This window comes from Xanthomonas sp. 1678 (genome assembly GCF_031455575.1).
GTDB lineage: Bacteria > Pseudomonadota > Gammaproteobacteria > Xanthomonadales > Xanthomonadaceae > Xanthomonas_A.
In genome coordinates, this window is record NZ_JAVDSZ010000013.1 from 1 (window position 1) to 26,378 (window position 26,378).

Genomic DNA, 26,378 nt, shown 5'->3' on the forward strand with positions numbered 1-26,378 from the left:
AACTTTCCCCCCCCTTTGGCGGGGGTGGGGCCGTGTGGGGGGGCGGCCGGGCCCCCTTTGGCCGCGCAAGCGGCCCGCCCCGCCGCCCCGCGCCCCGAGCCCCGCGGCGACGGCGGCAACGCCATCGCCGCATACCTGCAACAGCACGAACAAAAGCCGCTGCTGCGCTTCATCACCTGCGGCAGCGTCGACGACGGCAAGAGCACCTTGATCGGGCGCCTGCTGTACGACAGCAAGCGCCTGTTCGACGACCAGCTCGCCGCGCTCAGCGCCGACAGCAAGCGCCACGGCACCCGTGGCGGCGAGATCGACTACGCGCTGCTGCTCGATGGCTTGGCCGCCGAGCGCGAGCAGGGCATCACCATCGACGTGGCCTACCGCTACTTCGATACCGACCGGCGCAAGTTCATCGTCGCCGACTGCCCCGGCCACGAGCAGTACACCCGCAACATGGCCACCGGCGCGTCCAGCGCCGACGTGGCGGTGGTGCTGGTCGATGCGCGCAAGGGCCTGCTGACCCAGACCCGCCGCCACAGCTACATCGTCTCGCTGCTCGGCATCCGCCACGTGGTGCTGGCGGTCAACAAGATGGACCTGGTCGGCTTCGACCAGGCCACCTTCGACGCGATCGCCGCCAGCTACCGGGCGCTGGCCGCGCAGCTGGGCATCGCCCAGGTGCAGTGCATCCCGCTGTCGGCGCTGGACGGCGACAACCTGTCGCAGCGGTCCGCGCGCACGCCCTGGTACGCCGGCCCGGCCTTGCTCGAACACCTGGAAGGCCTGGACCTGGAAGCGCGCGACGCCGACAGCGGCCTGCGCCTGCCGGTGCAATGGGTCAACCGCCCTAACCAACAGTTCCGCGGTTTCGCCGGCACGCTCGCGGCCGGCCAGGTGCGCCCGGGCGATGCGGTGGTGGTGCTGCCGTCGGCGCGCCGCTCCACCGTGGCGCGGGTGCTCGACGGCAACGGCGATGTCGCGCACGCGGTGGCCGGGCAGGCGGTGACGCTGACCCTGGCCGACGAGATCGACATCAGCCGCGGCGACGTCATCGCCGCCGCCGGCGACCCGCCGGAAGTGGCCGACCAGTTCGCCGCGCACGTGCTGTGGATGGACGATGCCGCGTTGCTGCCCGGTCGCCCGTACTGGCTGAAGCTCGGCACCCGCACCGTGTCGGCCAGCGTCAGCGAGATCAAGCACCGCATCGACGTGAACACGCAGGAGCGGCTGGCGGCCAAGCGCCTGGAGCTCAACGAGGTCGGCTACTGCAACCTGGCGCTGGACGAACCAATCGCGTTCGAGCCGTACGCGCGCAACCGTGCGCTCGGCGGTTTCATCCTGATCGACCGGCAGAGCAACGCCACCGTTGCCGCCGGTACGCTCGACTTCGCGCTGCGCCGCGCCGGCAACGTGCACTGGCAGCACCTGGACGTGGACAAGGCGGCGCGCGCGCGGATCAAGGGCCAGGCGGCGAAGGTGCTGTGGTTCACCGGCCTGTCCGGCGCCGGCAAGTCGACCATCGCCAACCTGGTCGAGAAGCGGCTGCATGCGCAGGGCCGGCACACCTTCCTGCTCGATGGCGACAACGTCCGCCACGGCCTCAACCGCGACCTCGGCTTCACCGACGAGGACCGGGTGGAGAACATCCGCCGCGTCGCCGAGGTCGCCAGGCTGATGGCCGACGCCGGGCTGATCGTGCTGGTCAGCTTCATCTCGCCGTTCCGTGCCGAGCGCGCGATGGCGCGTTCACGTTTCGAGGACGGCGAGTTCGTCGAGGTGTTCGTCGACGTGCCGCTGCACGTGGCCGAGGCGCGCGACGTCAAGGGGCTGTACGCCAAGGCGCGCGCCGGGCAGATCCCCAACTTCACCGGCATCGATTCGCCGTACGAGGCGCCGGCGCAGCCGGAACTGCACCTGCAGGCCGATGGCGACAACGCCGAGGCGCTGGCGGCGCGGGTGCTGGCCTGGCTGGACGCGCAGGACTGAGCTGCGGCAGCGCGCTGTCCGGCGCACACCGGTAGCTGCGTCGCGTTCGCCGTGAGCGCGACGCGCTGCAGCGCGCATGCAGGGACCGGCGCTACACCGGTCCGCGCGCACGCGCATGGGTCCTCGGCCACATGACACCCGGCGCCGCGCGTGCTTAAGTCCACGGCTCCCCGCCGTCGAAGAAACCGCCCCATGGCCCGCCTGTCGCTTTCCTCGTTGCCCTCTGTGTTGGCGCTGTGCTGCGGCGCGGCCTTTGCGCAGGCGCCCGACGCCGTGCCGAGCGGGCGCCTGCCGTCCTGGGCGGTGCCGCAGCACTACGCGCTGGACCTGAAGATCGACCCGGCGCAGCGCACGTTCAGCGGCACCGCCACGATCCGCGTGCGGCTCGCGCAGGCGTCCGACCACCTCTGGCTGCACGGCAAGCAGCTGCGCGTCGCCAAGGCCACGCTGCGCACCGCCACCGGCACGCCGTTCGCGGTGCGCTACGCGCAGGCCGACGCGCAGGCCGGCGTGGCGCGGATCGCGTTCGGACGCGTGCTGCAGCCGCAGGAACTGACCCTGACGATCGCCTACAGCGCGCCGCTCAACCAGCAGTTGCAGGGCCTGTACCAGGTCAGATACCAGGGCCATGCGTATGCGCTCACGCAGATGGAGCCGATCAGCGCGCGCTACGCGTTCCCCGGTTTCGACGAGCCGTCGCTGAAGACCCCGTTCGCGCTGCGCCTGACCGTGCCCGAGGCCGACCAGGCCCTGGCCAACACCCAGGCCGTCGCCACCAGCCCCGCCGGCAAGGGCTGGAAGACCGTGCGCTTCGCCGAGACCGAGCCGTTGCCGACCTACCTGGTCGCCTACGGCGTCGGCCCGTGGGACGTGGTCGACGCACCGGCGCTGCCGGCCACGCCGCAGCGCGCGCACGCCACGCCGCTGCGCGGCGTCACCGCGCAGGGCCAGGGGCCGCGCATCCGGCGCGCGCTGGAACAGACCCCGGCCATCATCACCGCGCTCGAGGACTACTACGGCTTCGGCTATCCGTTCGACAAGCTCGACCTGGTGGCCGCGCCGGATTTCTCCGCCGGCGCGATGGAGAACCCGGGCTTCGTCACCTTCCGCGACTGGTTGCTGCTGCTGGACGAGGATTCGCCGCGGCGCAACGTGCAGGGCTCGTTCAACGTCACCGCGCACGAACTGGCGCACCAGTGGACCGGCGACACGGTCACCATGACCTGGTGGGACGACCTGTGGCTCAACGAGGCGTTCGCCACCTGGATGCAGCAGAAGATCACCATGCAGCTGCGCCCGGAGTACCGCGCCGACCTGGACCGCGTCGCATCCGCGCAGACCGCGATGGACAACGACAGCCTGGTCAGCGCGCGCAAGATCCGCCAGCCGATCACCGGCAACGGCGACATCGAGACCGCGTTCGACAGCATCACCTACAAGAAGGGTGCGGCGGTGCTGGGGATGTTCGAGGCCTTCGTCGGCGCCGACACCTTCCGCACCGGGATGCGCAGCTACATCGCCGCGCACCGCTTCGGCAACGCTACCGCCGACGACCTGATCGATGCGATCGCCGTGGCGGCCGGCAAGGGCGACGACTTCAAGGCCGCCTTCCGCAGTTTCCTCGACCAGCCCGGCGTGCCCTATGTGCAGGCCCGGCTGGAGCCCGGCAGGCAGGGCGCGGTGCTGCGGCTGCAGCAGCAGCGCTACCTGCCGCTGGGCTCCAGCGGCGAGGGCGCGCGCAGCTGGGGCTTGCCGGTGTGCGTGAAGTACGGCACCGCGCAAGGCGCGCGACGCGCCTGCACGATGCTGTCCGGTGCCGACGGCAGCATCGTGCTGCAGGGCGCCGACAAGAACAGCTGGGTGCTGCCCAATGCCGAGGGCGCCGGCTACTACCGCTTCGGCCTGCCGAAGGCGCAGCTGGACGCGCTGGGCCGCCACCTGGATGCGCTCGGCGACGCCGAAAAGCTCGCCTACGCCGATGCCATCGACGCGGCGTTCCGCAGGGGCGATGCTGACAGCGCCGACGTGGTCGCGGCGATGCAGCGATTGGCGCCGGCACCGGCCGCGCCGGTGGCGACCGCGCTGGTCGACCGCTTCGGCTGGATCTGGCGCGTGTTGGCGACCGACGACGCCCAGCGCGCCGCGCTGCGCAGCCAGGCCGAACAGGCGTTCGGCGCACGCCTGCAGGCGCTGGGCTACCGGCGCCGCGCCAGCGACAGCGCCGACGACGTGGCGCTGCGCACGGATCTGGCCAGCCTGCTCGGCGTGGAGCTGGGCGTGCCGGCGGTGCGCCAGGCGCTGCTGGCGCAGGGCGATGCGGTGCTGGCCGGCAGCAACGGCCGTGGCCCGGACTTCGCCGCCGCCGATCCGGACCTGCTCGGCAGTGCGTTGGCGGTGGCGGTGCAGGAGCGCGGCGACGCGGCCGTGGACGCGCTGCTCGCCGCGCTGCGCAGTCATGGCGAACCGGCGCAGCGCAACGCAATGATCGCCGCGCTGTCGATGGTGCGCGATCCGCGGCAACTGCAGAAGGTGCGCGATTTCGCGCTGACCGACGCGGTCAAGGTCGGCGAGATGACGAGCCTGCTGATGGGCGCGCATGCCGATGCCGCCACCCATGCATCGATGTGGAGCTGGTACACCACGCACTTCGACCGCCTCGTCGCGCGGTCCGGGTCCTTCGACGGCGGCCGCCTGCCGGCGCTGGCCGCGTCCGGCGGCTGCGAGGTGGCCGAGGCCGAGCGCCTGGAGGCGTTCTTTGCGCCGCGCCTGCAGCAGCTCAGTGGCGCCGATCGCGGCCTGGCGCAGACCGCCGAGACGATCCGGCTGTGCAGCGCGCTGCGGCAGCAGCAGCGCGCCGCGCCGCTCGTGCGCTGAGGCACGGATGCCGCCGCGCCGGCATTGCCGGCCGCGGCGACATTGCGCATGCTATGGCGGCAGGGATGCGGTAGGGATACGGGGCGACCGCTCCGGAGGCTGTGTCCACGCGGCGGCGGCGCGATTGGCGCAGCGGCCGCACGACGTTCAGGGGGAACGCGTGGATCCGAAGATGCAGGCCTTGCTGGCCAGGACCAATGTCACCGAGCTGGTCGCGCCGGCGGCCGTGGAACAGGTGACCGATCAGCCGGTGCGCCCGGAACCGCCACCGACGCAGCGTCCGCTGCACTCCACCAGCGACCCGTTCCAGTACCACCTGGCGACCACCGAGATCGTCGGCAAGCTGCAGGACCGGCGGACCAAGCCGGCGTTGCGGGTGTTCGGCTGGTTCGCCTTCGGCCTGCCGATGGCGGTGTTCGGCGTGCTGCTGTTGCAGCTGACCTGGTACGACAGCGCGCTGCAGGCGTGGAAGATCCCGCACAGCGCCGGCCAGGCGCTGCGCGCGCTGTTCGGCAGCGCTTGCGCGCTCGCGTTCATGGCGGCGTACCCGTATTTCACCCGCCGTCGCGGGTCCGGCTCCGCCTGAGCGGCCATCCGGTTCGAGGACCTGGCGCCCGCGCCGCCAGGGGCGTGGCGGCAGGCGCTGGCAAAGGCGTCCGGCGGCGCTGGCAAGGGTCGTTGGTCATGGCCGGTCTGTGTCAACGACCGTCACGTCGTCCCGTTAAACTGGGCTGAACCTCTTGCGTCCGGGATGCTCATGCCGCACCGACCACGCGCCGGCGTCCGCCTGGCGTGCCTCGTCTCGCTGTCCATCGCCCTGATCGCCTGCGGCAAGCCGCCCGCGCCGGCGAAGACCGCCGATGCCGTGCCGGTGACGCTGCAGACGGTGGCGGTGCGGCCGTGGAGCGACAGCCTGTCGTCGCTGGGCACGGTCAAGGCGCGCGAATCGGTGACGCTGACCGCCAAAGTCAGCGAGATCGTGGAGCGGGTGCATTTCGATAGCGGCCAGGAAGTGGCGGCCGGCGCGCCGCTGGTGACGCTGCGTGGGCAGAGCCAGCAGGCCGCGCTGCGCGAGGCCGAGGCCACCTTCACCGAGGCCGAGCAGCTGTACCGGCGGCAGAGCGAGCTGGTCGGGCGCCAGCTGGTGTCCAAGGCGCAGCTGGACACCCAGCGCGCGCTGCGCGATGCCGCCGAGGCGCGGGTGCTGCAGATGCGCGCGGACATCGGCGACCGCAGCGTGCGCGCGCCGTTCGCCGGCGTGCTCGGCCTGCGCCAGATCAGCCCCGGCTCGCTGCTGACCCCGGATGCGACGATCGCCACGCTCGACGACGTGGCGCGGGTCTACGTGGACTTCCAGGTGCCCGAGGCGGCGATGGCCTCGGTGGCGGTCGGCGACAAGGTCGGCGGCGCCAGCGTCGCCTATCCGGGGCGCAGCTTCGACGGCGCGGTCAGCACCGTCGATGCGCGGGTGGACAGCGCCACCCGCGCGATCACCGTGCGCGCCGATTTCGACAACGCCGACCGCGCGCTGCGCCCGGGCATGCTGATGGACGTGCGCCTGTACCGGCCGGAGCGGCAGGCGCTGGTGATCCCGGAGATCGCGGTGGTGCAGGTCGGCCGCGAGTCGTTCGTGTACCGGGTCGGTGCCGACGCCAAGGTCGAGCGCGCCGACGTGCGCACCGGGGTGCGCCGCAGCGGCCTGGTCGAGATCCTGGACGGGCTGGCCGCCGGCCAGCGCATCGTCGTCGACGGCACCGGCAAGCTGCGCCCGGGCGTGGCGGTGGTCGATACCGCCGCAGCGGCGCCCAGCGCCGGTGGCGCGAACGGCGCCGCGGCCCGCGGCCGATGAAACTGTCGGACGTCTCGATCACGCGGCCGGTGTTCGCCGCGGTGATGAGCCTGCTGCTGGTGGTGCTGGGGGTGATGGCGTACAGCCGGCTGACCCTGCGCGAACTGCCGGCGATCGATCCGCCGATCGTCTCGGTCGAAGTGCGCTATCCCGGCGCATCGGCGGCGGTGGTGGAAAGCCGCATCACCCAGGTGCTGGAGGATGCGCTGGCCGGCATCGAAGGCATCGAGACGATCGAGGCGCGCAGTTCCAACGGCGTGGCCGACATCAGCATCGAGTTCCGTGTCAGCCGCGACATCGAGGCCGCCGCCAACGACGTGCGCGATGCGGTCAGCCGGGTGCTGGACCGCATGCCGGACGAGGCCGATCCGCCGGAGATCGCCAAGGTCGAGGCCGATGCCGACGCCATCATCTGGCTCAACATGAGCTCCAGCACGATGGATGCGCTGCAGCTGTCCGACTATGCCGAGCGCTACGTGGTCGACCGCCTGTCCAGCATCGACGGCGTGGCCCAGGTGCGGCTGGGCGGGCGCCAGCGCTATGCGATGCGGATCTGGCTGGAGCGCGACCAGTTGGCCGCGCGCGGGCTCACCGTCGCCGACGTGGAAGCGGCGCTGGCGCGCGAGAACGTGGAACTGCCGGCCGGGCGGCTGGAATCGGCCGACCGCGATTTCACCCTGCGCGTGGAGCGCGGCTACCGCACGCCGGCGGACTTCGCCGCGATCCCGCTGCGCAAGGGCGGCGACGGCTACGTGGTGCGGCTGGGCGACGTGGCCAAGGTGGAGCTGGCCTCGGCCGAACGCCGTGCCTATTTCCGCAGCAACGGCGTGCCAAACGTCGGCCTGGGCATCGTCAAGACCTCCACCGCCAACAGCCTGGACGTGGCCCGCGCCGCGCGCGCGGCCGCGCAGCAGATCCAGCAGAGCCTGCCCAAGGGCACCAACATCTTCGTCGCCTTCGACACCACCGTGTTCATCGATGCCTCGGTGGAGCGCGTGTACCACACGCTGATCGAGGCGGTGGTGCTGGTGCTGGTGGTGATCTGGCTGTTCCTGGGCAGCGTGCGCGCCGCGCTGATCCCGGCGGTGACGGTGCCGGTGTGCCTGATCGCCGCGTTCATCGCGCTGTACGCGTTTGGCTTCTCGATCAACCTGCTGACCCTGCTCGCGCTGGTGCTGTGCATCGGCTTGGTGGTGGACGATGCGATCGTGGTGGTGGAGAACATCCAGCGCCGCGTGGACCTGGGCGAGCCGGCGCTGGTGGCCGCGCGCCGCGGCACCGCGCAGGTCGCGTTCGCGGTGATCGCCACCACCGCGGTGCTGGTGGCGGTGTTCCTGCCGGTGGGCTTCCTGGAGGGCAACACCGGCCGCCTGTTCCGCGAACTGGCGGTGGCGCTGGCCGCGGCGGTGGCGATCTCCGCGTTCGTCGCGCTGACGCTGACGCCGATGATGTCGTCCAAGCTGCTCAAGGCGCACGCCAAGGAGAAGCCCAATCGCGTGCATGGCTGGATCGAGGCGCGCTTGCAGGGCATCAGCAACCGCTACCGGCGCGTGCTCGAGCGCCACGTCGGCCGCTATTGGCTGTTCGGCGCGCTGATGCTGGCGGCGGTCGCGGCCAGCGTATTGCTGGCGCGGAGCATTCCCTCGGAACTGGCGCCGGCGGAGGACCGCGGGTCGTTCCAGGTCATGATCGATGCGCCCGAGGGCGCCGGTTTCGACTACACCGTGGGGCAGATGCACCAGGTGGAGGGCATCCTCGATCGCCACCGCGGCGAGGACAGGCCGATCCGGCGCGCCAACCCGCGCGTGCCCGGCAGTTTCGGCGTCAGCGAGGAGATGCATACCGGGAGGGTCAGCGTGTTCCTGCAGGACTGGGGACAGCGCGAGGTGGCCACCGCCGACGTCGCCGCGCAGCTGCAGCAGGAACTGGCCGCGCTGCCCGGCGTGCGCGCGCGCACCCAGGTCGGCGGCGGCCTGGTCAACAGCCGCGGGCAGCCGTTCCAGATCGTGCTCGGCGGCCCCGACTACGCCGAGATCGCGCAATGGCGCGATCGCATCCTGGCGCGCATCGGCGACAACCCGGGCCTGGTCGGCGCCGACTCGGACTACAAGGAAACCCGGCCGCAGATGCGCGTGGAGATCGACCGCCAGCGCGCCGCCGACCTCGGCGTGCCGGTCACCGAGATCGGCCGCGCGCTGGAAACGCTGATGGGCGCGCGCCAGGTCACCACCTTCGTCGACAACGGCGAGGAATACGACGTGATGCTGCAGGCCAGCCGCGACGGCCGCGCCACCCCGGACGACCTGGCCGCGATCCGCGTGCGCGCCGACGGCGGCCAGCTGATCCCGCTGTCCAACCTGGTGACGCTGCGCGAGGTCGCCGAGCCGGGCAACCTGCACCGCTTCAACCGCTTGCGCGCGATCACCATCAACGCCGGCCTGGCCCCGGGCTATCCGCTCGGCGAGGCGATCGTCTGGGCGCAGCAGGTGGCGCGCGAGGAACTGCCGGACTATGCGCAGATCGACTGGAAGGGCGAATCGCGCGAATACCAGAAGGCCGGCGGCGCGGTGCTGCTGACCTTCGCGCTGGCGCTGCTGATCGTGTACCTGGTGCTGGCGGCGCAGTTCGAGAGCTTCATCCATCCGCTGGTGATCATGCTCACCGTGCCGCTGGGGGTGCTCGGCGCGCTGATCGGCCTGGCGCTCAGCGGCGGCACGCTCAATCTGTTCAGCCAGATCGGCATCGTCATGCTGGTCGGGCTGGCGGCCAAGAACGGCATCCTGATCGTGGAGTTCGCCAACCAGCTGCGCGACGAGGGCCGCAGCGTGCGCGCGGCCATCGTCGAATCGTCGGCGGTGCGGCTGCGGCCGATCCTGATGACCTCGCTGGCCACCGTGGTCGGCGCGATCCCACTGGTGGTCGCCGGCGGTCCCGGCTCGGCCAGCCGCGCCACCATCGGCATCGTGGTGATCTTCGGGGTGTCGGTGTCCACGCTGCTGTCGCTGTTCGTGGTGCCTGCGTTCTACGCGCTGCTGGCGCCGTACACGCGTTCGCCGGACGCGCTGAAGCAACGCCTGCAGCACTTGGAGGCGCAGACGCCGTCGGTGGGCGGCCACGCCTGAGCGCGGCGCCGGCGCGGCGCGGCTCGGCTCCGGCTGCCGCCTGCCGACAGGCACGCAACGCTCCGGTTATGCTCGGCCGCTCATCCGCATGAGAGACCAGCGATGCCCGATGACACCTGCGCCGCGGCCTGGCGCGAGCTGCGCCTGAGCGTGGACGACATGCAGCTGCGCCGTTGGCGCCGCGACGATCTCGATGCGCTGCTGCGCCATGCCGACGATGCGCAGGTGGTGCGCGGACTCAGCGAGCGCTTCCCGCATCCCTACACCCGCGCCGACGGCGAAGCGTTCCTGGGCGGGCACGTGGTCGACCTGAGCCAGCCGGTGCTGGCGATCGAGATCGGCGGCGAGGCCTGCGGCGGCATCGCCCTGCGTCCAGGCCACGGCGAGCGCGCGCATGCGGCGGAACTGGGCTACTGGCTGGGGCGCCAGCACTGGGGCCAGGGCCGGATGACGCGCATCGTCGCCGCGTACCTGGACTGGGCGGTTCCCGCGCTCGGGCTGTTGCGCGTGGAGGCCACCGTGCTGGACGGCAACGCGGCCTCGGCGCGGGTGCTGGAGAAGAACGGGTTCGTGCGCGAAGGCGTGCGCCGCGGCGCGCTGCGCAAGCAGCAACGGCTGCACGACCTGCTCCTGTTCGGCCGCCTGCACGTGCCGCGGTGAACGCCGCGCTTCGCGGTCATCGCCGATTCATGCACAATCGAACCAGCCCCCGTCGCCGGGGCATCCTTCTTGCGCCTCGGGGAACTGCGTGGAATCGATCATCACAGCATTGAACGGCTTGATCTGGAGCAAGGCGCTGATCTTCATGTGCCTGGCCGCCGGCCTGTACTTCACCATCCGCACCCGCTTCATGCAGGTGCGCGGCTTCGTCGAGATGCTGCGGCTGACCATCGGCGGGCAGAAATCCGACGCCGGCGTGTCCTCGTTCCAGGCGCTGGCGATGTCCATGGCCGGGCGCATCGGCATCGGCAACATCGCCGGCGTGGCCACCGCCATCGCCTTCGGCGGGCCGGGCGCGATCTTCTGGATGTGGGTGATGGGCTTCTTCGGCGCCTCCACCTCGTACATCGAATCGACCCTGGCGCAGATCTACAAGGTCAAGGACGCCGACGGCCGCTACCGCGGCGGTCCGGCCTACTACATCGAAAAGGCGATGGGCCTGAAGTGGTACGCGCTGCTGTTCGCGATCGCCACCATCGCCGCCACCGGCTTCCTGATGCCCGGCGTGCAGGCCAATGCGATCGCCGACAGCGTGGTCAACGCCTGCCGCGGCGGCCCGTTGTGCGGCCCGCTCGACGGACTGTGGATGGGGTTGCCGGCGGCGCAGGCGCTGAAGCTGGGCATCGGCATCACCGTCGCGCTGCTGCTGGCGGTGATCATCTTCGGCGGGGTCAAGCGCATCGCCAACTTCGCCGAGATCGTGGTGCCGTTCATGGCGCTGGGCTACATCCTGATGGCGGTGGTGGTGATGGCGCTCAACGCCGAGCGCGTGCCGGAGATGTTCTCGCTCATCTTCCGCAGCGCGTTCGGCGCGCACGCCGCGTTCGGCGCGCTGCTGGGCCTGGCGGTGGAGTGGGGGGTCAAGCGCGGCATCTACGCCAACGAGGCCGGGCAGGGCACCGGTCCGCACGCCGCCGCGGCGGCCGAGGTCTCGCATCCGGCCAAGCAGGGCTACGTGCAGGCGTTCGCGATCTACTTCGACACGATGATGGTATGCACCGCGACCGCGTTCCTGATCCTGGCCACCGGCAAGTACAACGTGTACGCGCCCAGCGGCGGCGAGCCGCTGTTCTCCGGCCTGCGCGGCGTGCAGGAAGGCCCGGGCTACGCGCAGGCCGCGGTGGACGCGATCCTGCCCGGCTGGGGCGCGGGTTTCGTGGCGTTGGCGCTGTTCTTCTTCGCCTTCACCACGATCATGGCCTATTACTACATGGCCGAGACCAACCTCAGCTACATCAACGGCAACCGCCGGCGCCCGCTGACCGTGCTGGTGCTGCGGCTGGGCATCCTGGGCATGGTGGTCTTCGGCGCGTTCCACGACGCCAAGCTGGCGTGGTCGCTGGGCGACATCGGCGTGGGCCTGATGGCCTGGCTCAACATCATCGCCATCCTGATCCTGCAGAAGCCGGCGCTGCTGGCGTTGCGCGACTACGAGCGGCAGAAGAAGGCCGGACTGGACCCGGTATTCGATCCGGTGCCGCTGGGTATCAAGAACGCCGACCTGTGGCACGAGCGCCTGCAGCAGGCGTCGCGCAAGGAGTGATCGGCGTAGGCCATGCCCGGCGTGCCCGGGCCGGCTGCGCGCCACTGCGGCTGGCGTCGTGCCACGGCGCGTCGCCTGCCCGCTGACGCGCATCGCCAGCGGGCGGAGCGACGGCGCGCGATGTGATGGCAACGCCATCGGTGTGGCGGCAAATCCTCGCCGCCGCATCCGAAACCGGTAACCGCAATGCGTCTTGCCGCGCCGGCGCCGGCCGGCCGGACCGCGGGCGCTTGGCCATGCGTGCGGCGGTTTTCACCGGCGCTGCCGGGGATGAGCGAAAATCACCCGGTCGCGCCGATGCGGCGCGTTGCCGTTGCGCTCCAGGAGACCTTGCCCATGTGCCATGACCTTTCTTTCCCGTGCACCACGCGGCCGAGCGTGCCGCGATGAACAATCCCTGGGGCAAGAGCCCGCGCGGCCCGCGCCCGCCGGCGCCGCCCGAACGCGCCGCCGCCGCACCGCGCGCGGCCGACGCTAATCGTGGCGAACTGCGCCTGTACGGGCTCAACGCGGTGCGCGCGGTGCACGCGCGCCGGCCCGAGGCGATCCGCAAGCTGTACCTGGCCGAGGCGCGGATCCCGGCGCTGCAGCCCTTGCTCAAGTGGTGCGCGGCCAATCGCGTCGGCTACCGGATCGTGGACGAGGCCGATCTGAACAAGCTCGCGGCCAGCGCGCACCACGAAGGCGTGGTCGCCGACGTGCTGCGCGAGGACGCGTTGCCGCTGGCGGCATGGCTGCAGTCGCTGGCCCCGGGCCCGGCGCTGGCGCTGTGGCTGGACGGGGTCGGCAATCCGCACAACTTCGGCGCGATCCTGCGCTCGGCCGCGCATTTCGGCGCCGCCGCGATCCTGCTGCCGGAGACGGCGACGCTGGCGCTGTCCGGCGCCGCCGCGCGCGTGGCCGAGGGCGGTGCCGAGGCGGTGCCGCTGGTGCGGCTGCCGCCGACCGAACAGGCCCTGGCGCAGTTGCGCGCGGCCGGCTTCGCGCTGGCGGCGACGCTGGTGGACGGCGGCGCCGACGTGTTCGCCGCGGCGCTGCCGCCGCGCCTGGTGTACGTGATGGGCGCCGAGAGCGAGGGCATGGACCGCGCCTTCGCGCAGGCCTGCGAACTGCGCCTGTCGATCCCCGGCAGCGGCGCGGTGGAGAGCCTCAACGTCGCCGCCGCCACCGCGGTGCTGCTCGGCGCCTGGCGCGCGCAGCAGGGCACGGCGCGGTGACGCCGCTGCTGCGGCGTTGCCTGGCGTACGCGTGCCTGCTGCTCGCCGCTGCGCCGCTGCGCCGGTCGCCGCGGCAACGGCCGCTGCCGGGCCGGCGCCGCAGCTGACCTTGCCCGCGGGCACGCTGCGCGGCCAGGCTCAGGCGGACGGCAGCGTGCTGTTCCGCGCCATCCCGTTCGCCGCGCCGCCGACCGGCGCGCGCCGCTGGCGTGCGCCGCAGGCGCCGGCACGCTGGCGCGGCGTGCGCGACGCCAGCCAGCCGGCGCCGACCTGCGCGCAGCCGGCGATCGGATGGAACGCTGCGCTGGCGCAGCGCTCCAGCGAAGACTGCCTGTACGTGGAAGTGCAGACCCCGCGGCTGGACCCGGCGGCGAAACGGCCGGTAATGGTGTGGATCCACGGCGGCGCCAACGTGGCCGGCGGCGCCGACATCCTGCCGTCCTCGCTGGTGCAGCAGGACGTGGTGCTGGTCACCGTGCAGTACCGGCTGGGCGTGTTCGGCTTCCTGTCGCTGCCGGAGCTGAGCGCCGAGTCCGGGCAGCGCGCCTCCGGCAACTATGCCCTGCTCGACCAAGTCGCGGCGCTGCGCTGGGTGCGCGACAACATCGCCCGCTTCGGCGGCGACCCGGCGCAGGTGACGATCTTCGGCCAGTCCGCCGGCGCGCAAGACGTGGGCCTGCTGCAGCTGTCGCCGCTGTCCAAAGGGCTGTTCCGCGCGGCGATCGAACAGAGCGGCACCGCCGGCTTCGGCCTGCCGCCGCGCAGCCTGGGCGAGAACGAGGCGCTCGGCGCGGCAATCGCGCAGCGCGCCGGGATCGGTGCGGCGCAGCGCCTGCCGGCGTTGCGGCGGCTGCCGGTCGCGCGCTTGCTGCAGGCCGCGCAGGGCGTCGACGTGCCCGCGCTGGACGACGACGGCTATGTCTGGCTGCAGGCCATCGTCGACGGCTATGCGCTGCCGCGCGCGCCGGCGGCGATGCTGGCCGCCGGCGAACAGCACCGCGTGCCGCTGCTGCTGGGCAGCGTGGCGCAGGAACTGACCTATGGCGGCGCCGGCGGCGCCGAGGCGCGCCTGCGTCGCGACTATCCGGTGCAGGCCGCACGGGTGCTGGCGCCGTCTCGCACGGCTGCCGCCGCGCCCGACGCGCGCTACGGCGACGCGGCGATGCAACTGGCCACCGACCTGACGTTCCGCTGCCCGGCGCTGGCGGTGGCGCGCGCGCAGGCGCGGCAGGGCGTGCCAGTGTGGCACTACGAATTCGACCTGGCCGCACCCGGCGGCAGCGTGACCCACAGCGCCGAACTGCCGTTCGTGTTCAAGGGCCTGCCGATCGGCCAGCCGCCGCTGAACCTGCAGCGCTATTGGGCCGCGTTTGCGCGCGGCGGCGATCCCAACATCACCGGCCTGCCGCGCTGGCCCGCGTTCGCGCCGACCCAGGCCTCGCTGCGTTTCGACCAGGATGGCGCGCACGCGGTGACCGGCTTGCGTCGCGAGACGTGTGCGCTGCTCGATCTGCCGTAGTCAAGACTGCCGCTGCTGCCGCTCGTAGCGGCTTGCCATCGGGGCGGTCCGCCGCAGCCCTTCCATTCGGGCTGCTCATGACCCGATCGCGATGCGTGCCGATCAGGTGCAAGTGGATCGCTGCACAACTGGAGTCGACTGCGCCGCGAGCATTTTTGACTCGGATATCGCAGTCGACCACATCTTGTGGGAGCGACTTCAGTCGCGACGGGCCTTACCAGGAAAGCGCATCGCGAGCGATGGCCCGAAGCACCTGCAGTCGCGCCTACGACTTCCGTCGCCTCTAAACACAGCGAAGAAAACGCGCTAGCTCGCCGCTTGCAGCAGCGGCGGCTCTGCCGGCGGCGCGGTCGAGCCGCGCGTGACCAGCGTGTACTTCATCACCTGGTGGACGCCGCGGTTGGGCAGGCCGTCGCGGCGCTGGCGGATCTCGCTGAGCAGCAGCGCGACCGCGGCGCGGCCCATTGCGGTGACCGGCTGGTGGATGGTGGTCAGCTCCGGCCAGATCGTGGTCGCCACCGGGGTGTCGTCGAAGCCGGCGACCGACAGGTCCTCGGGCACGCGCAGGCGCAGGCTGTAGGCGATGGCCACCGCGGCGGCGGCCATGTCGTCGTTGCTGCACAGGATCGCGGTCGGGCGCGACGCGGCTTGCAGCAGCGCGGTCGCGGCGAGCAGCCCGGAGCGGTAGGTGAACAGGCCGTCGGCCACGCGCGTGGCGGCGACCGGCAGCCCGGCCGCGGCCATAGTGTCGAAGAACGCGCGGCTGCGCAGCGCGCTCGGGGTGTGCTTGGGGTCACCACTGATGAAGCCGATGTCGCGGTGGCCGAGTTCGATCAGGTGCCGGGTGATCGCGCAGGCGGCCTGGTAGTCGTCGATGCGCACCGAACTGACGCCGTGCATCGGCGCGCCGGTGGCCACGGCGACGACCGGGATGCCGCGCGCGTCCAGTTCCTCGATGGTCTGCTGCGAGTCGCACAGCGGCGGCGGCAGGATCACCCCGTCCACGCCGGCTTCGAGCAGGCGCTCGGTGGCGGCGCGCTGGCTGCCGATGTCGTCGCTCTTTTCCACCAGCACCTGGCTGCCGTCCAGGCTGCTCTGCTCGAGGATGCCGAGCATGAACTGGTTGAGATAGGCCGCGCTGGGATTGCTGTACAGCACGCCGATCCGCGCCAGGCTGGCGGTGCGCAACGAGCGCCCGGCAAGGTTGGGCCGGTAGCCCAGCGTCTTGATCGAGGCCTCGACGCGCTCGCGCATCGCCGCGCCCACCCGCGGGTGGTGGTTGATCACGCGCGAGGCGGTCATCGGCGAGACGCCTGCGTGCCGCGCCACATCCAGCAGCGTCACCGCCGAGCCTGCACGACCTTGCCGTTTGCCCATCGTGGGTCCTGGCGTTGCGAGAAAGGGAAGCCTGCGCGCATCCCCCGCGGCAGGCGTGGCAGCTTACTCCGTGGGCGGTTCCACTGTCTTGGCCTGGCTGCCGAAGCCGCCGTCCGCCTCGGCGGCCAGATAGGCGAACACCGCGTAGGCGGCGACGTTCTGCGCCAGCGCCTTGGGGTCGATCTTGTCCAGGGTGTCGTCGGCGGTGTGGTGCAGGTCGAAGTAGTCGCTGCCGTCCTGCGCCAGCCACGCCCAGGCGCCGCCCTTGGCCGCGAGCGGGCCCACGTCCGGGCCGGGGCCGCCCTTGTCCGGCGCGTAGTCGATGCCCAACGGCGCCAGCGCCTCGGCGATCTGCCGGGTCGCCTCGCGCGAGGCGGCGGCATCGCCGGAGCCGGTGTTGAACGCATAGATGCGGCCGGCGCCGAAGTCGCTCTCGGCGGCGATCTGGTGCAGCGCCACGTCCTTGGCGTGCGCCTGCGCGTAGGCCTTGCCGCCGTACAGGCCCTGCTCCTCGTTGGCGAAGGCGACCACGCGGATGCTGCGCTTGGGCGCGCGCTTGAGCTGGCCGATCAGGTGCCCGGCGGCCATGCTGATGCCGACGCCGGCACCATCGTCGATCGCGCCGGTGCCCAGGTCCCACGAATCCAGGTGGCCGCCGATCACCACCACTTCCTTGGGCTTGCTGCGCCCGGTGATCTCGCCGATCACGTTGTACGAGGTGGCCTGGCCGTCCCAGCCGCAGTCCAGCGCCAGGCGCAGCCGCACCGGACCGCGCGCGACCAGCCGCGCCAGCTGGTTGGCGTCGGGCACCGACAGCGCCGCCGCCGGCACCGGGGTCAGGCCTTCCTCGAAGCGGGTGATGCCGGTATGCGGCACGCGGTGCGAATCGGTGCCGGCCGAACGCATCACGAAGCCGATCGCGCCCTTGCGGATCGCCTCCGATGGGCCCTTGCTGCGCACCGCGCCGCTATTGCCGTAGTCCTTGCCGTCGCGCGCCTTGACCATCTGGTAGTCGACGAAGGCGATCTTGCCACGCAGCGAACCGGCCGGTGCGGCCTGCAACGCGGCGAGGTCGGCGAAGCGCACCACCTCGGCCTCGACGGTACCGGCCGGGCTGCCGCCCAGCGCGGTCACGGTCAGCGGCTGCGCATTGGCGCCGAGCACCTGCGCATGCTCGCTGCGCCGCTCCCATTTCGGGAACGTCACCGGCTCGGTCCACACCCTGTCGAAGCCCAGCGCCTTGAACTTGGCCTTGGCCCACGCGACCGCGCGCGCATCGGCGTCGCTGCCGGCCATGCGCGGGCCGACTTCGGTGGTCAGCGATTCGACCACCTTCCAACCGGTGTCGTCGGCCAGGGCTTGCTCGCGCAGCGTGGCGGCGGTGGACAGCGCCGCGTCCGGGATGCGGGTGGTTTCGGCCGCGGCGGCGGACGAGGTGGCGAGCATGGCGGCGATGACGACAGCAAGACGACGCATGGAGGACTCCGCGACAGGGGAAGCCACGAGCTTAGCAGCGCGTGGCGCGCCTGCGGGCGCCGCGCCTACTTGGGCGCGGCGTCGTTGTTCAACGCATCGCGGATCTCGCGCAGCAGCAGCACTTCCTCGCTCGGGGCCTTGGGCGCCGGCGGTTCCTTGCGCGCGATGCGGTTGATCGCCTTGACCAGCATGAAGATGGCGAACGCGACGATCACGAACTGGAGGATGGTGTTGAGGAAATCGCCGATGCCGATCACCACCGCCGGCACTTCCTTGCCGGCCGCGTCCACCGTCGCCGCCTTCAGCGTCCACGCCCAGCGCGAGAAATCCACGCCGCCGGCGAGCACGCCGATCGGCGGCATGATGACCTTTTCCACCAGCGCGGTGACGATCTTGCCGAACGCGGCGCCGAGCACCACGCCGACCGCCAGGTCCAGCACGTTGCCGCGCATGGCGAATTCCTTGAACTCGCGGATCATGCCCATTGGAGATGCCTCGAATGTTTGCGCGGGCCTGTCGCCGCTGCGCAAGCCTAGCGCAGTCGTTGTCGTTCGCGAATCACGGTGCGCTACGCGCCGACATCATCGGCGCTCAAGCGACGATGGTGCCGTGGCGCTCGGCGACGTTCTCAAGGCGCGCGCTGAAGCGATCGCCCGGCTGCAGCGCGGCCACGCCGGCCGGCGTGCCCATGAACACCAGGTCGCCGGCGCGCAGCGCGAACAGCTTGGACAACTCGTGCAGGATCTCCGGCACGTTCCAGATCATCTGGTCGAGCAGCGATTGCTGGCGCACCTGCCCATTGACCTCCAGCGACAGGTTCAGCGCCTCCAGCGCGCCCACTTCGCCGGCCGGAATCAGTTCGCTGATCGGCGCGGAATGGTCGAAACCCTTGGCGATGTCCCACGGCAGGCCCTTGGCCTTGGCCGCGGCCTGCAGGTCGCGCCGGGTCAGGTCCAGGCCGACGCCGTAGGCCAGCACCAAGGCGCCGGCATCCTCCACGCTCAGCACGCCGGCCGGCGCGTCCTGGCCGAGCGCCACCACCAGCTCCACTTCGTGGTGCAGGTCCTGGGTCGCGGACGGGTAGGGGATGGACTCGCTGCCGACCACCAGCGCATCGGCGGGCTTCATGAAGAACGTCGGCTGGCCGCGATCGGCCTTCGACGCCGGCGCGCTGGCGCCCATTTCGCGCGCATGGTCGGCGAAGTTGCGGCCCACGCAGTAGATGCGGTGCACCGGGAACAGCCCTAGCCCACGCACAGGCACACGCGGCGCTTCGGCAGCAGCGAACAGGTCTTTCATCGGGCACGCATCCAGAGAAGAACGGGATGCAGCAGTTTAGCGCGTCAGGTTCGACCCGACTCCGGCAGGCGAGGTGATGTCGCTTTCGCGAATCCCCAATCTCGATTCCCCAATCCCGGCCTTACAACGGCAACGCCGGCTTGCGCACCACGCGGTACTCGCCATCGACCACATGCTGGCGCGCCGTGGACGGCCGCTTGCCGCTGCGCTGGCTCAGTAGCTTCACCGCGATGCCGCCGAGGATCATCGCCGCACCGACGAACACGCTGACGAACACCAGCCCGGCGAGGATCGCCAAGCCGAGCAGCCCGACCGCCAGCTTCACCAGCGGATGGCGCGGCTTGCGCGGCGCGAAGACATGCCGGAACTGATCGAAATTGAAGGCGCGTGCACGCATGGCAGAAGTCTGTGTCAGTTGGAACCGATGGCGCAGTATCGGCGGTGTCTTCTGTGACGGAGTGAAAAGTTCGTTAAGCGTAAAATTAACACTTGGTTGCTCAGTGTCTTGCGGGACTCGGGACCCGGGACTCGGGACTCGAAGAACGGAAGTCGGTAACGCTTCACTCGCGCTCTCGTGCTTTTCCGAGTCCCGAGTCCCGTGCAAACGGACATGCAAGAATGGCGGCCCTTTCCGCAGCTGTCGCCGTCTTCCATGACCGAGTCGTCCGCCGTGCTGGCGCAGCTGGAGCAACTCGCGCCCGGTGCTCTGGTCGAAGTCGAGGCTGCCATTGGCGGCGAGGTCGAATCGCTGCTGCTGTACCGCGACGGCGATGGCGTGCGCGCGTGGTTGAACGTGTGTCCGCATGCCGGGCGCCGGTTGGATTGGGCGCCGGGACAGTTCCTGAAGAGCCGCGAAGGCCACGTGGTGTGCGCCGCGCACGGCGCCGCGTTCGAGTTGCAGCACGGCAGCTGCGTGTCCGGGCCGTGCCGCGGCCAGAGCCTGCTTGCGGTGCCGGTGGCGGTGCGCGAGGGCCAGGTTGTGTTGGTCTGAGTCCGGTGCGCGGATATCGATCCGACTGCGGTCACTGAGAAGATGTCGTCTTGCGAGCGCAGTCATGCAAGGCCTGGCGGGCAAAGCCCGTCGCGACTGAAGTCGCTCCCACATGTCTTCCGGCCGCAGCGTCTGCGTCGCCAATGCCTGGCTAGAACGCGCCCCACCAGGCCATCGACATCAGGTTGACCATCAGTACCACCACCGCGGTATAGATCAGCGACAGCGGCGCGCCGACGCGCCACAGTTCGCGCGGCTGGTAGTTGGCCGGGCCGGTGATCATCGAGATCACCGGGTTGGACGCGGTCATCAGGTTGTTGGAGGCCGACAGCGCCACGATCAACGCGAACGCGGTGGGATTGCCGCCGGCCGCCAGCGCCAGGTTGACCGCGATCGGCACCATCACGATAGTCGCGCCGACGTGGCTGATCACCAGCGAGAACGCGGTGGTCAGCAGCGCCAGCGCGATCTCCAGCGCCCACACCGGCACGCCTTCGGGCAGCCGCGCGATGGTGTGGCCGGCGACCCACGCCGCCGCGCCGCTGCTGTCCATCGCCCAGCCCAGCGGGATCAGCCCGGCCATCATGAAGATGGTCTTCCAGTTGATCGAGGCGTAGGCCTCGTCCATGCGCAGCACGCCGGTCAGCAGCATGCCGGCCACGCCGGTCATCAGGGTCAGCGCCACCGGCAGCTTGGAGGTCAGCGCGATCAGGATGGTCAGGGCGAAGATCGTCATCGCGATCTTGAACTTGTGCGGGCGGTGCTCGCCCTTCGGATAGTCGGTGACGACGACGAAGTCGCGGCTCTCCGAGGCCTGCGCCAGGTCCTGCCAGATGCTGTGGAATACCAGCATGTCGCCGGCGCGCAGCGGCACCTTGCGCACATCCTCGCGGATCACCTGCTTGTCGCGGTTGATCGCCAGCAGGCTGATCCCGGACTGCTTGCGCAGGCGCAGCTCGGCCGCGTTCTTGCCGATGAAGCGCGAGGTCGGCGGGATCACCGCCTCGGAGATGCCGGCGCGGCTGGGATTGAACAGGTCGCCGAGGTTGCGCAGCCGCGAGGATAGGCGCAGGAACTGGTTCTGCGCGAAGTCGGCCACCTGCTGGCGCGCGCCCATCACCCCGAGCACGCTGCCGACCCAGATGCGCATGTCAGCCGGCGGCGCCAGGCGGGTGTCGTTGCCGGTCTTCAGGGCCAGCAGCAGCGGCGCGTCGTGCACCGTCTCGGCTTCGCCCAGGGTCATGCCGACCAGCGGGCTGTCGGCGCTGACGATCAGCTCGAACACGTCGCCCTCGATGCCGTAGGTGCGCGCGAAGTAGCTCTCGGTGCGCGCCGGGGTGACCCCGTTGTTGATCAGCTGCTCTTCCTCCATCAGCGTCTTGTCGCCACGCACGCGGAAGTAGATCAGCGACGCCAGCAGCAGCGCCAGGCCGATCGGCAGCGGCGCGAACATGCGCAGCGGCTCGATCGTGGCCATGCCCGAGGGCAGGTTGTTGTTGGCCGACTGCAGCAGGTCGTTGAGCAGGATCAACGGCGAGTTGCCGACCATGGTCAACGCGCCGCCCATCACGATCGCCGCGGCGATCGGCAGCAGCAGGCGCTGCAGGGTCAGCCCGGTGCGCGCGGCCAGGCGCGAGGCCACCGGCAGGTACAGCGCCATCACCGACGGGTTCTGCATGAACGAGGAATTGAGCCCGGCGATGGCGGTGGTCAGCAGCATCAGCCGCTCCTCGACCCCGCGCGCGCGGCGCAGCAGCCACGAGGCCAGCCGGTTCAGCGCGCCGGTGCGTTCCAGCCCGGCGCCGAGGATGGTGGTGGCGATGATGCTCATCACCGCGTTGCCGGAGAAGCCGCTGAACAGTTCCTCCGGCGGGATCAGCCCGGTGACGCCCAGCACCACCAGCACCACCAGCGCGACCACGTCGGCGCGGATCCGCTCGAACACGAACATCGCCATCGTGAAGCCGACCAGCCCGAGCACGAGCTTCATGTCGTTGGTCAGCGTCAGCGCGGTGTCCATTGGGGGCCGGGATTGGGGAGTGGGGATTCGGGATTAGCTAACAGCGCGAAACGGGGCCGTCCGCGGTAATGGCGCACTGCGGACGCGCCCCGTCCAGATGGTGGCAGATTGGCTGTTCAATCCCTAATCCCCACTCCCGAATCCCGGCTTGTCGTAAAGCAGATCCCACACGCCATGGCCGAGCTTCTGGCCGCGGGTCTCGAAATGGGTCTGCGGGCGCCAGTCCGGGCGCGGCACGTGGCCGCGCGGGCCGGCACGGTTGACCAGGCCGTCGGTGGCATCGAGCACGTCCCACATCTGCTCGGCGTAGTCGGCCCAGTCGGTGGCCGCGTGCAGGCGGCCGCCGTCGCGCAGCTTGCGCACCAGCAAGGCGGCGAACGCCGGCTGCAGCAGGCGGCGCTTGTTGTGGCGCTTCTTGTGCCACGGATCGGGGAAGTAGATGCGCACTTCGTCGAGCGCGCCGTCGGCGATCTCGTGCTCCAGCACTTCCACCGCATCGTGGTGGTACAGGCGCACGTGTTGGCTGTCGTCGGCGGCCAGCGCGTTCAGCACGCGGCCCACGCCGGGCGCGTGCACTTCGATGCCGATGTAGTCGCGGGCCGGGTCGTGGCGCGCGGCGAAGCGCAGCGCCTCGCCGTTGCCGAAGCCGATCTCCAGCACCTTGCGCGCGGCGCGGCCGAAGGTGGCGTCCAGATCGCGCGGCTGGCCGGCGTAGTCCAGGCCGAAGCGCGGCCACAGTTCGTCGAACGCGCGCTGCTGCGCGGGAGTGAAGCGGCCCTGGCGCAGCACGAAGCTGCGCACCTGGCGGCGGCCTTCCTCGATGGTGAAGGGCTTGGGCGGGGTCTTGGCGCCGGCGCTGGAGAACGGATCGGTCATGCGCGCGGCCTCAGCCGATCAGCCCGTCGACCGGCGACGACGCACTGGCGTAGCGCTTGCGCGGGATGCGCCCGGCCAGGAATGCCTCGCGCCCGGCCTCGACCGCCTTGCGCATCGCGCTGGCCATCAGCACCGGATTGCGCGCGCCGGCGATGGCGGTGTTCATCAGCACGCCGTCGCAGCCCAGCTCCATCGCGATCGCCGCGTCCGAGGCGGTGCCGACGCCGGCGTCGACGATGATCGGCACCTTGGCGTTGTCGATGATCTCCAGCAGGTTGTAGCGGTTCTGGATGCCCAGCCCGGAGCCGATCGGCGCGGCCAGCGGCATCACCGCCACGCAGCCGATCTCTTCCAGGCGCTTGGCCAGGATCGGGTCGTCGCTGGTGTAGACCATCACTTCGAAACCGTCGGCGACCAGGATCTCGGCAGCCTTCAGGGTCTGCACCACGTCCGGGAACAGGGTGCGCTGGTCGCCCAGCACTTCCAGCTTGGTCAGGTTGTGGCCGTCGAGCAGTTCGCGCGCCAGGCGGCAGGTGCGCACCGCGTCCTCGGCGGTGTAGCAGCCGGCGGTGTTGGGCAGGATGGTGTAGCGCTGCGGCGGCAGCACGTCGAGCAGGTTGGGCTCGCCGGGGTTCTGGCCGATGTTGGAGCGGCGGATCGCGACGGTGACGATTTCCGCGGCGGCGGCCTCGGTGGCCTGCCGGGTCTGTTCGAGATCGGCGAACTTGCCGGTGCCGGTGAGCAGGCGCGAACGGTAGGGCTTGCCGGCGATCACCAGCGCATCGTGGGGGGCGTGAGCGTTCATCGCCGGATTATCGCCCATCGCACCCGACGCTGCCGAGCGGGCGCCGCGCGGGATTCAGCCGCCGCCCAGCGCGTGCACGATCTCCACCCGGTCGCCGTCGCGCAGCGCGTGCTCGGCGTGTGCGCCGCGCGGCACGATCGCGCCGTTGACCTCGACCGCGACGCGGCGTTGCGCCAGGCCTTCCTCGATCAGCAGGACGGCGACGGTGGTGTGGGGCTGCAAAGGGCGGAGCTGGCCGTTCAATTCGATGTTCATGTCATCATTGTGCAGTGCGTGCCGTCAGGCGCGCGATGTATTGCGGCAGTGCAACGTGAGCGCGCAGGGCAGAGGTGAAATCATGCCTGCCATGCGGCTGCGTATGTTCTGGCCGTGCCCCGAGTCACCTTCATTATCGCCCGGGAGGGCATCCATGACTTCGTCCATCCGTCCACTCCGCTCGCTGCTGGCCGCCGCGATCGTGCTCGCCGCCGCGCCCGCGTTCGCGCAACAGACCTATAGCCGCACCGTGTTCTTCGGCGACAGCCTGACCGACGCCGGCTACTACCGGCCGCTGCTGCCGGCCTCGGCGCAGGCGGTGACCGGCCAGTTCACGACCAATCCGGACTGGGTGTGGGCGCAGTACATCGCCGACTACTACCACACCGACGGCCACGCCAACGGCAACGGCCAGATCGGCGACAACTACGCGGCCGGCAATGCCCGCGTCGGCCTGGCCAACCCGAGCGCGCTGGGCGTGGCGCCGTCGCTGGCGACGCAGACCAGCAACTATCTGTCCGCCAACGGCGGCAAGGCCGACCCGAACGCGCTGTACAGCGTGTGGGGCGGCGCCAACGACCTGCTCGCGGTCGCGGCCGGCGCACCGGCGCAGGTCACGATCGGCAACTCGGTGACCGCGCAGGTGGGCATCGTCGCCGGCCTGCAGAACGCCGGCGCGCGCTACGTCATGGTCACCACCATCCCCGACGTCGGCCTCACCCCGCGCTTCCGCGCCGGCGGCGCCACGACGATGGCGCAGGGCACCGCGCTGGCCGGCAGCTACAACAGCGCGCTGTTCGCCGGGCTCAAGAGCGCCGGGCTGCAGGTGATCCCGGTGGATACCTTCCATCTGCTGCAGGAAGTGATCGCCAGCCCGTCCACCTACGGTTTCAGCAACGCCACCGGCACCGCCTGCCAGCCGCAGATCACCGCGCAGTCGCTGACCTGCAACCCGACCAGCTACGTCAGCGCCGACGCGGCCGACAGCTACGTGTTCGCCGACGGCATCCATCCGACCGGCCGCACCCACGAACTGCTGGCGCAGTACGCGCTGTCGATCCTGGAAGGCCCGCGCCTGCAGCAGGTGCTGAGCCACTCGGCCGAGGTCACCGGCCGCTCGCGCGCCGACCAGGTCGCCTGGCACGTCGATGCCCGCCCGGAAGCGGACGGCATGCGCTGGTGGGGCAACCTGCGCGGCGACATGCAGCGCTATTCGCACGGCGACCTGTACGACGGCCTGGCCCCGGCCGGCCTGTTCGGCGTGGACTGGTCGCGCGGCGAGTGGGTGTTCGGCGGCTTCGGCGGCTTCGGCCGCGTGGATGCCGACTTCGGCAACCGTGGCGGCGACTACACCCAGGACGACAGCACCCTGGGCGGCTTCGCCGGCTGGTACGGCGAGCGCGCCTGGGTCAACGCGCAGGTCAGCTACAGCTGGCTGAGCTACGACGTCAAGCGCAAGGTCAACCTGGCGGCGGCCACCATCCAGCACAACGGCTCGCCGGACGGCAGCAACCTGACCGCGGCGCTGCAGGGCGGCTACGAGTTCGGCGAGGGCGCGTTCAAGCACGGCCCGGTGGCCGCGGCGATCTGGCAGAAGGTCAAGCTCGACGGCTACACCGAGAGCAATCCGAACTCCAGCGCGCTGGGCTACTACGATCAGGACGTCGAGTCGCTGGTCGGCCGCCTCGGCTGGAAGGCCAGCGTCGATGCCGGCATGGTGAAGCCGTACGTGCAGGCGACCTACGACCACGAGTTCAAGAAGGGCGAGCAGGCCACCGCGTGGCTGCAGACCATGCCCGAGCTGGGCGCCTACGCGGTGCCGGGCCTGGCCATGGACCGCAACTACGCCTCGGTGGTGCTGGGCGCGCGGACCAAGGTGTGGGGCCTGGAGAGCAATGTCGGCATCGCCGCCACCACCGGCCAGAGCCGCGCGCGCGACACCTCGCTGTTCGTGAACTTCGGCGGCAGCTTCTAAAGGCGGTATCGCGGCTGCCCGTCGTGCCCGGCGCTGCCGGGTACGATGGGCGGCGCATGACCTTGCGATAGCGCAAGGTCAGGTTGTGGGAGGGGCTTCAGCCCCGACGCCTTGGTCGACAAGGCGTCGGGGCTGAAGCCCCTCCCACAAGAATCCCACCTTGCAAGTACCGGCATCGCGATCAAGTCGATGCCGGCGCGCCATCGCCGCAGCTTTGTCGCACCGATTTCTTGCGCAACCGCCGGCCCACCGCATAGACTGCACCGGCGACGCGGGCGTAGCTCAATGGTAGAGCTGTAGCTTCCCAAGCTACTGACGAGGGTTCGATTCCCTTCGCCCGCTCCAGTCGTTGCAAGGCGCTTGCAAATCGGCGCGCTCCGCATTCTCCAGCCCGCTCCGCAATTCGCTGCCCGGCCCGGCCTTGGAATCTCCCTTTGTTTTCTCGATGGCCCGCAAGCCAGCTTGCATTTTCGCAAT

At 70.8% G+C, this 26,378-nt stretch carries 20 protein-coding genes and 1 tRNA gene; 12 read left to right on the top strand and 9 right to left on the bottom strand.

Annotated elements, in window-relative coordinates:
• Nucleotides 1-123: 123 nt before the first annotated feature.
• The 9 genes from cysN (at nt 124) to J2Y70_RS19050 (ending at nt 14,827) form a co-directional block, all read left to right on the top strand.
• Nucleotides 124-1,983, top strand: a complete 1,860-nt coding sequence (gene cysN / locus J2Y70_RS19010) for a sulfate adenylyltransferase subunit CysN (protein ID WP_309921465.1) — start codon at nt 124-126, stop codon at nt 1,981-1,983.
• A 192-nt stretch (nt 1,984-2,175) separates the two neighbouring features.
• Nucleotides 2,176-4,857: a M1 family metallopeptidase gene (locus tag J2Y70_RS19015; protein WP_309921119.1), complete on the top strand. Its 2,682-nt coding sequence runs from the start codon at nt 2,176-2,178 to the stop codon at nt 4,855-4,857.
• Between the two features lie 160 nt (nt 4,858-5,017).
• Nucleotides 5,018-5,443: a hypothetical protein gene (locus J2Y70_RS19020; protein WP_309921122.1), complete on the top strand. Its 426-nt coding sequence runs from the start codon at nt 5,018-5,020 to the stop codon at nt 5,441-5,443.
• A 171-nt stretch (nt 5,444-5,614) separates the two neighbouring features.
• Nucleotides 5,615-6,706, top strand: coding sequence for an efflux RND transporter periplasmic adaptor subunit (locus J2Y70_RS19025; protein WP_309921124.1), 1,092 nt, complete (start codon nt 5,615-5,617; stop codon nt 6,704-6,706).
• The gene (locus J2Y70_RS19030) at nt 6,703-9,828 is read left to right on the top strand and encodes an efflux RND transporter permease subunit (protein WP_309921126.1); all 3,126 of its coding nucleotides are present in this window, start codon (nt 6,703-6,705) and stop codon (nt 9,826-9,828) included. The genes J2Y70_RS19025 and J2Y70_RS19030 overlap by 4 nt, the downstream gene beginning before the upstream one ends.
• 102 nt (nt 9,829-9,930) lie before the next feature.
• Entirely contained in the window at nt 9,931-10,488 is a 558-nt protein-coding gene (locus J2Y70_RS19035) for a GNAT family protein (protein WP_309921128.1), read from the top strand.
• 88 nt (nt 10,489-10,576) lie between these two features.
• Entirely contained in the window at nt 10,577-12,091 is a 1,515-nt protein-coding gene (locus J2Y70_RS19040) for an alanine/glycine:cation symporter family protein (RefSeq protein WP_309921130.1), read from the top strand.
• 386 nt (nt 12,092-12,477) lie between these two features.
• The gene (locus tag J2Y70_RS19045) at nt 12,478-13,308 is read left to right on the top strand and encodes a TrmH family RNA methyltransferase (protein ID WP_309921133.1); all 831 of its coding nucleotides are present in this window, start codon (nt 12,478-12,480) and stop codon (nt 13,306-13,308) included.
• Between the two features lie 31 nt (nt 13,309-13,339).
• Nucleotides 13,340-14,827 carry a carboxylesterase family protein gene (locus J2Y70_RS19050; RefSeq protein WP_309921136.1) on the top strand — a complete coding sequence of 496 codons (1,488 nt, stop codon included), beginning with the start codon at nt 13,340-13,342 and terminating at the stop codon, nt 14,825-14,827.
• Nucleotides 14,828-15,133: 306 nt separating this feature from the next.
• Here J2Y70_RS19050 and J2Y70_RS19055 read toward each other — a convergent pair whose 3' ends face one another.
• The 5 genes from J2Y70_RS19055 to J2Y70_RS19075 form a co-directional block, all read right to left on the bottom strand.
• Nucleotides 15,134-16,204, bottom strand: coding sequence for a LacI family DNA-binding transcriptional regulator (locus J2Y70_RS19055; protein WP_309921139.1), 1,071 nt, complete (start codon nt 16,202-16,204; stop codon nt 15,134-15,136).
• 63 nt (nt 16,205-16,267) lie between these two features.
• Nucleotides 16,268-17,680 (bottom strand): M28 family peptidase, encoded by a 1,413-nt coding sequence (locus J2Y70_RS19060; RefSeq protein ID WP_263395484.1) that lies wholly within the window; start codon nt 17,678-17,680, stop codon nt 16,268-16,270.
• 65 nt (nt 17,681-17,745) lie between these two features.
• Nucleotides 17,746-18,165 carry a large-conductance mechanosensitive channel protein MscL gene (gene mscL, locus J2Y70_RS19065; protein ID WP_309921145.1) on the bottom strand — a complete coding sequence of 140 codons (420 nt, stop codon included), beginning with the start codon at nt 18,163-18,165 and terminating at the stop codon, nt 17,746-17,748.
• A gap of 106 nt (nt 18,166-18,271) precedes the next feature.
• On the bottom strand, nt 18,272-18,979 hold the full coding sequence (locus J2Y70_RS19070; RefSeq protein WP_309921148.1) for a fumarylacetoacetate hydrolase family protein: 708 nt from the start codon (nt 18,977-18,979) through the stop codon (nt 18,272-18,274).
• Between the two features lie 121 nt (nt 18,980-19,100).
• Nucleotides 19,101-19,376: a hypothetical protein gene (locus J2Y70_RS19075; protein ID WP_309921150.1), complete on the bottom strand. Its 276-nt coding sequence runs from the start codon at nt 19,374-19,376 to the stop codon at nt 19,101-19,103.
• Between the two features lie 255 nt (nt 19,377-19,631).
• Here J2Y70_RS19075 and J2Y70_RS19080 point away from each other — a divergent pair, with 255 nt between their 5' ends.
• Nucleotides 19,632-19,970 carry a Rieske (2Fe-2S) protein gene (locus tag J2Y70_RS19080; protein WP_309921153.1) on the top strand — a complete coding sequence of 113 codons (339 nt, stop codon included), beginning with the start codon at nt 19,632-19,634 and terminating at the stop codon, nt 19,968-19,970.
• Nucleotides 19,971-20,121: 151 nt separating this feature from the next.
• Here the strand turns inward: J2Y70_RS19080 and J2Y70_RS19085 are convergent, their stop codons facing one another.
• The 4 genes from J2Y70_RS19085 to thiS all read right to left on the bottom strand — a co-directional run bounded on the left by J2Y70_RS19085 (nt 20,122) and on the right by thiS (nt 23,926).
• Entirely contained in the window at nt 20,122-21,990 is a 1,869-nt protein-coding gene (locus tag J2Y70_RS19085; RefSeq protein ID WP_263395480.1) for an SLC13 family permease, read from the bottom strand.
• 123 nt (nt 21,991-22,113) lie between these two features.
• Nucleotides 22,114-22,866, bottom strand: a complete 753-nt coding sequence (trmB, locus tag J2Y70_RS19090; RefSeq protein ID WP_309921157.1) for a tRNA (guanosine(46)-N7)-methyltransferase TrmB — start codon at nt 22,864-22,866, stop codon at nt 22,114-22,116.
• A gap of 10 nt (nt 22,867-22,876) precedes the next feature.
• Nucleotides 22,877-23,671 (bottom strand): thiazole synthase, encoded by a 795-nt coding sequence (locus J2Y70_RS19095; RefSeq protein WP_263395478.1) that lies wholly within the window; start codon nt 23,669-23,671, stop codon nt 22,877-22,879.
• A 54-nt stretch (nt 23,672-23,725) separates the two neighbouring features.
• Entirely contained in the window at nt 23,726-23,926 is a 201-nt protein-coding gene (thiS, locus tag J2Y70_RS19100; RefSeq protein WP_263395477.1) for a sulfur carrier protein ThiS, read from the bottom strand.
• A 154-nt stretch (nt 23,927-24,080) separates the two neighbouring features.
• Between thiS and J2Y70_RS19105 the strand changes: the two genes are divergently transcribed.
• Entirely contained in the window at nt 24,081-25,901 is a 1,821-nt protein-coding gene (locus J2Y70_RS19105; RefSeq protein WP_309921162.1) for an autotransporter domain-containing protein, read from the top strand.
• 271 nt (nt 25,902-26,172) lie between these two features.
• Nucleotides 26,173-26,246 (top strand) — tRNA-Gly (locus J2Y70_RS19110).
• The last annotated feature ends 132 nt before the right edge of the window (nt 26,247-26,378 follow it).

Bases quoted from the DNA above. Each gene is read 5' to 3' on its own strand.
- J2Y70_RS19095 (WP_263395478.1), bottom strand. From the start codon at position 23,671: ATGAACGCTCACGCCCCCCACGATGCGCTGGTGATCGCCGGCAAGCCC.
- J2Y70_RS19015 (WP_309921119.1), top strand. From the start codon at position 2,176: ATGGCCCGCCTGTCGCTTTCCTCGTTGCCCTCTGTGTTGGCGCTGTGC.
- mscL (WP_309921145.1), bottom strand. From the start codon at position 18,165: ATGGGCATGATCCGCGAGTTCAAGGAATTCGCCATGCGCGGCAACGTG.
- J2Y70_RS19080 (WP_309921153.1), top strand. From the start codon at position 19,632: ATGACCGAGTCGTCCGCCGTGCTGGCGCAGCTGGAGCAACTCGCGCCC.
- J2Y70_RS19055 (WP_309921139.1), bottom strand. From the start codon at position 16,204: ATGGGCAAACGGCAAGGTCGTGCAGGCTCGGCGGTGACGCTGCTGGAT.
- J2Y70_RS19075 (WP_309921150.1), bottom strand. From the start codon at position 19,376: ATGCGTGCACGCGCCTTCAATTTCGATCAGTTCCGGCATGTCTTCGCG.
- J2Y70_RS19025 (WP_309921124.1), top strand. From the start codon at position 5,615: ATGCCGCACCGACCACGCGCCGGCGTCCGCCTGGCGTGCCTCGTCTCG.
- J2Y70_RS19085 (WP_263395480.1), bottom strand. From the start codon at position 21,990: ATGGACACCGCGCTGACGCTGACCAACGACATGAAGCTCGTGCTCGGG.
- J2Y70_RS19070 (WP_309921148.1), bottom strand. From the start codon at position 18,979: ATGAAAGACCTGTTCGCTGCTGCCGAAGCGCCGCGTGTGCCTGTGCGT.
- J2Y70_RS19035 (WP_309921128.1), top strand. From the start codon at position 9,931: ATGCCCGATGACACCTGCGCCGCGGCCTGGCGCGAGCTGCGCCTGAGC.
- J2Y70_RS19060 (WP_263395484.1), bottom strand. From the start codon at position 17,680: ATGCGTCGTCTTGCTGTCGTCATCGCCGCCATGCTCGCCACCTCGTCC.
- J2Y70_RS19105 (WP_309921162.1), top strand. From the start codon at position 24,081: ATGACTTCGTCCATCCGTCCACTCCGCTCGCTGCTGGCCGCCGCGATC.
- J2Y70_RS19045 (WP_309921133.1), top strand. From the start codon at position 12,478: ATGAACAATCCCTGGGGCAAGAGCCCGCGCGGCCCGCGCCCGCCGGCG.
- trmB (WP_309921157.1), bottom strand. From the start codon at position 22,866: ATGACCGATCCGTTCTCCAGCGCCGGCGCCAAGACCCCGCCCAAGCCC.
- thiS (WP_263395477.1), bottom strand. From the start codon at position 23,926: ATGAACATCGAATTGAACGGCCAGCTCCGCCCTTTGCAGCCCCACACC.
- J2Y70_RS19030 (WP_309921126.1), top strand. From the start codon at position 6,703: ATGAAACTGTCGGACGTCTCGATCACGCGGCCGGTGTTCGCCGCGGTG.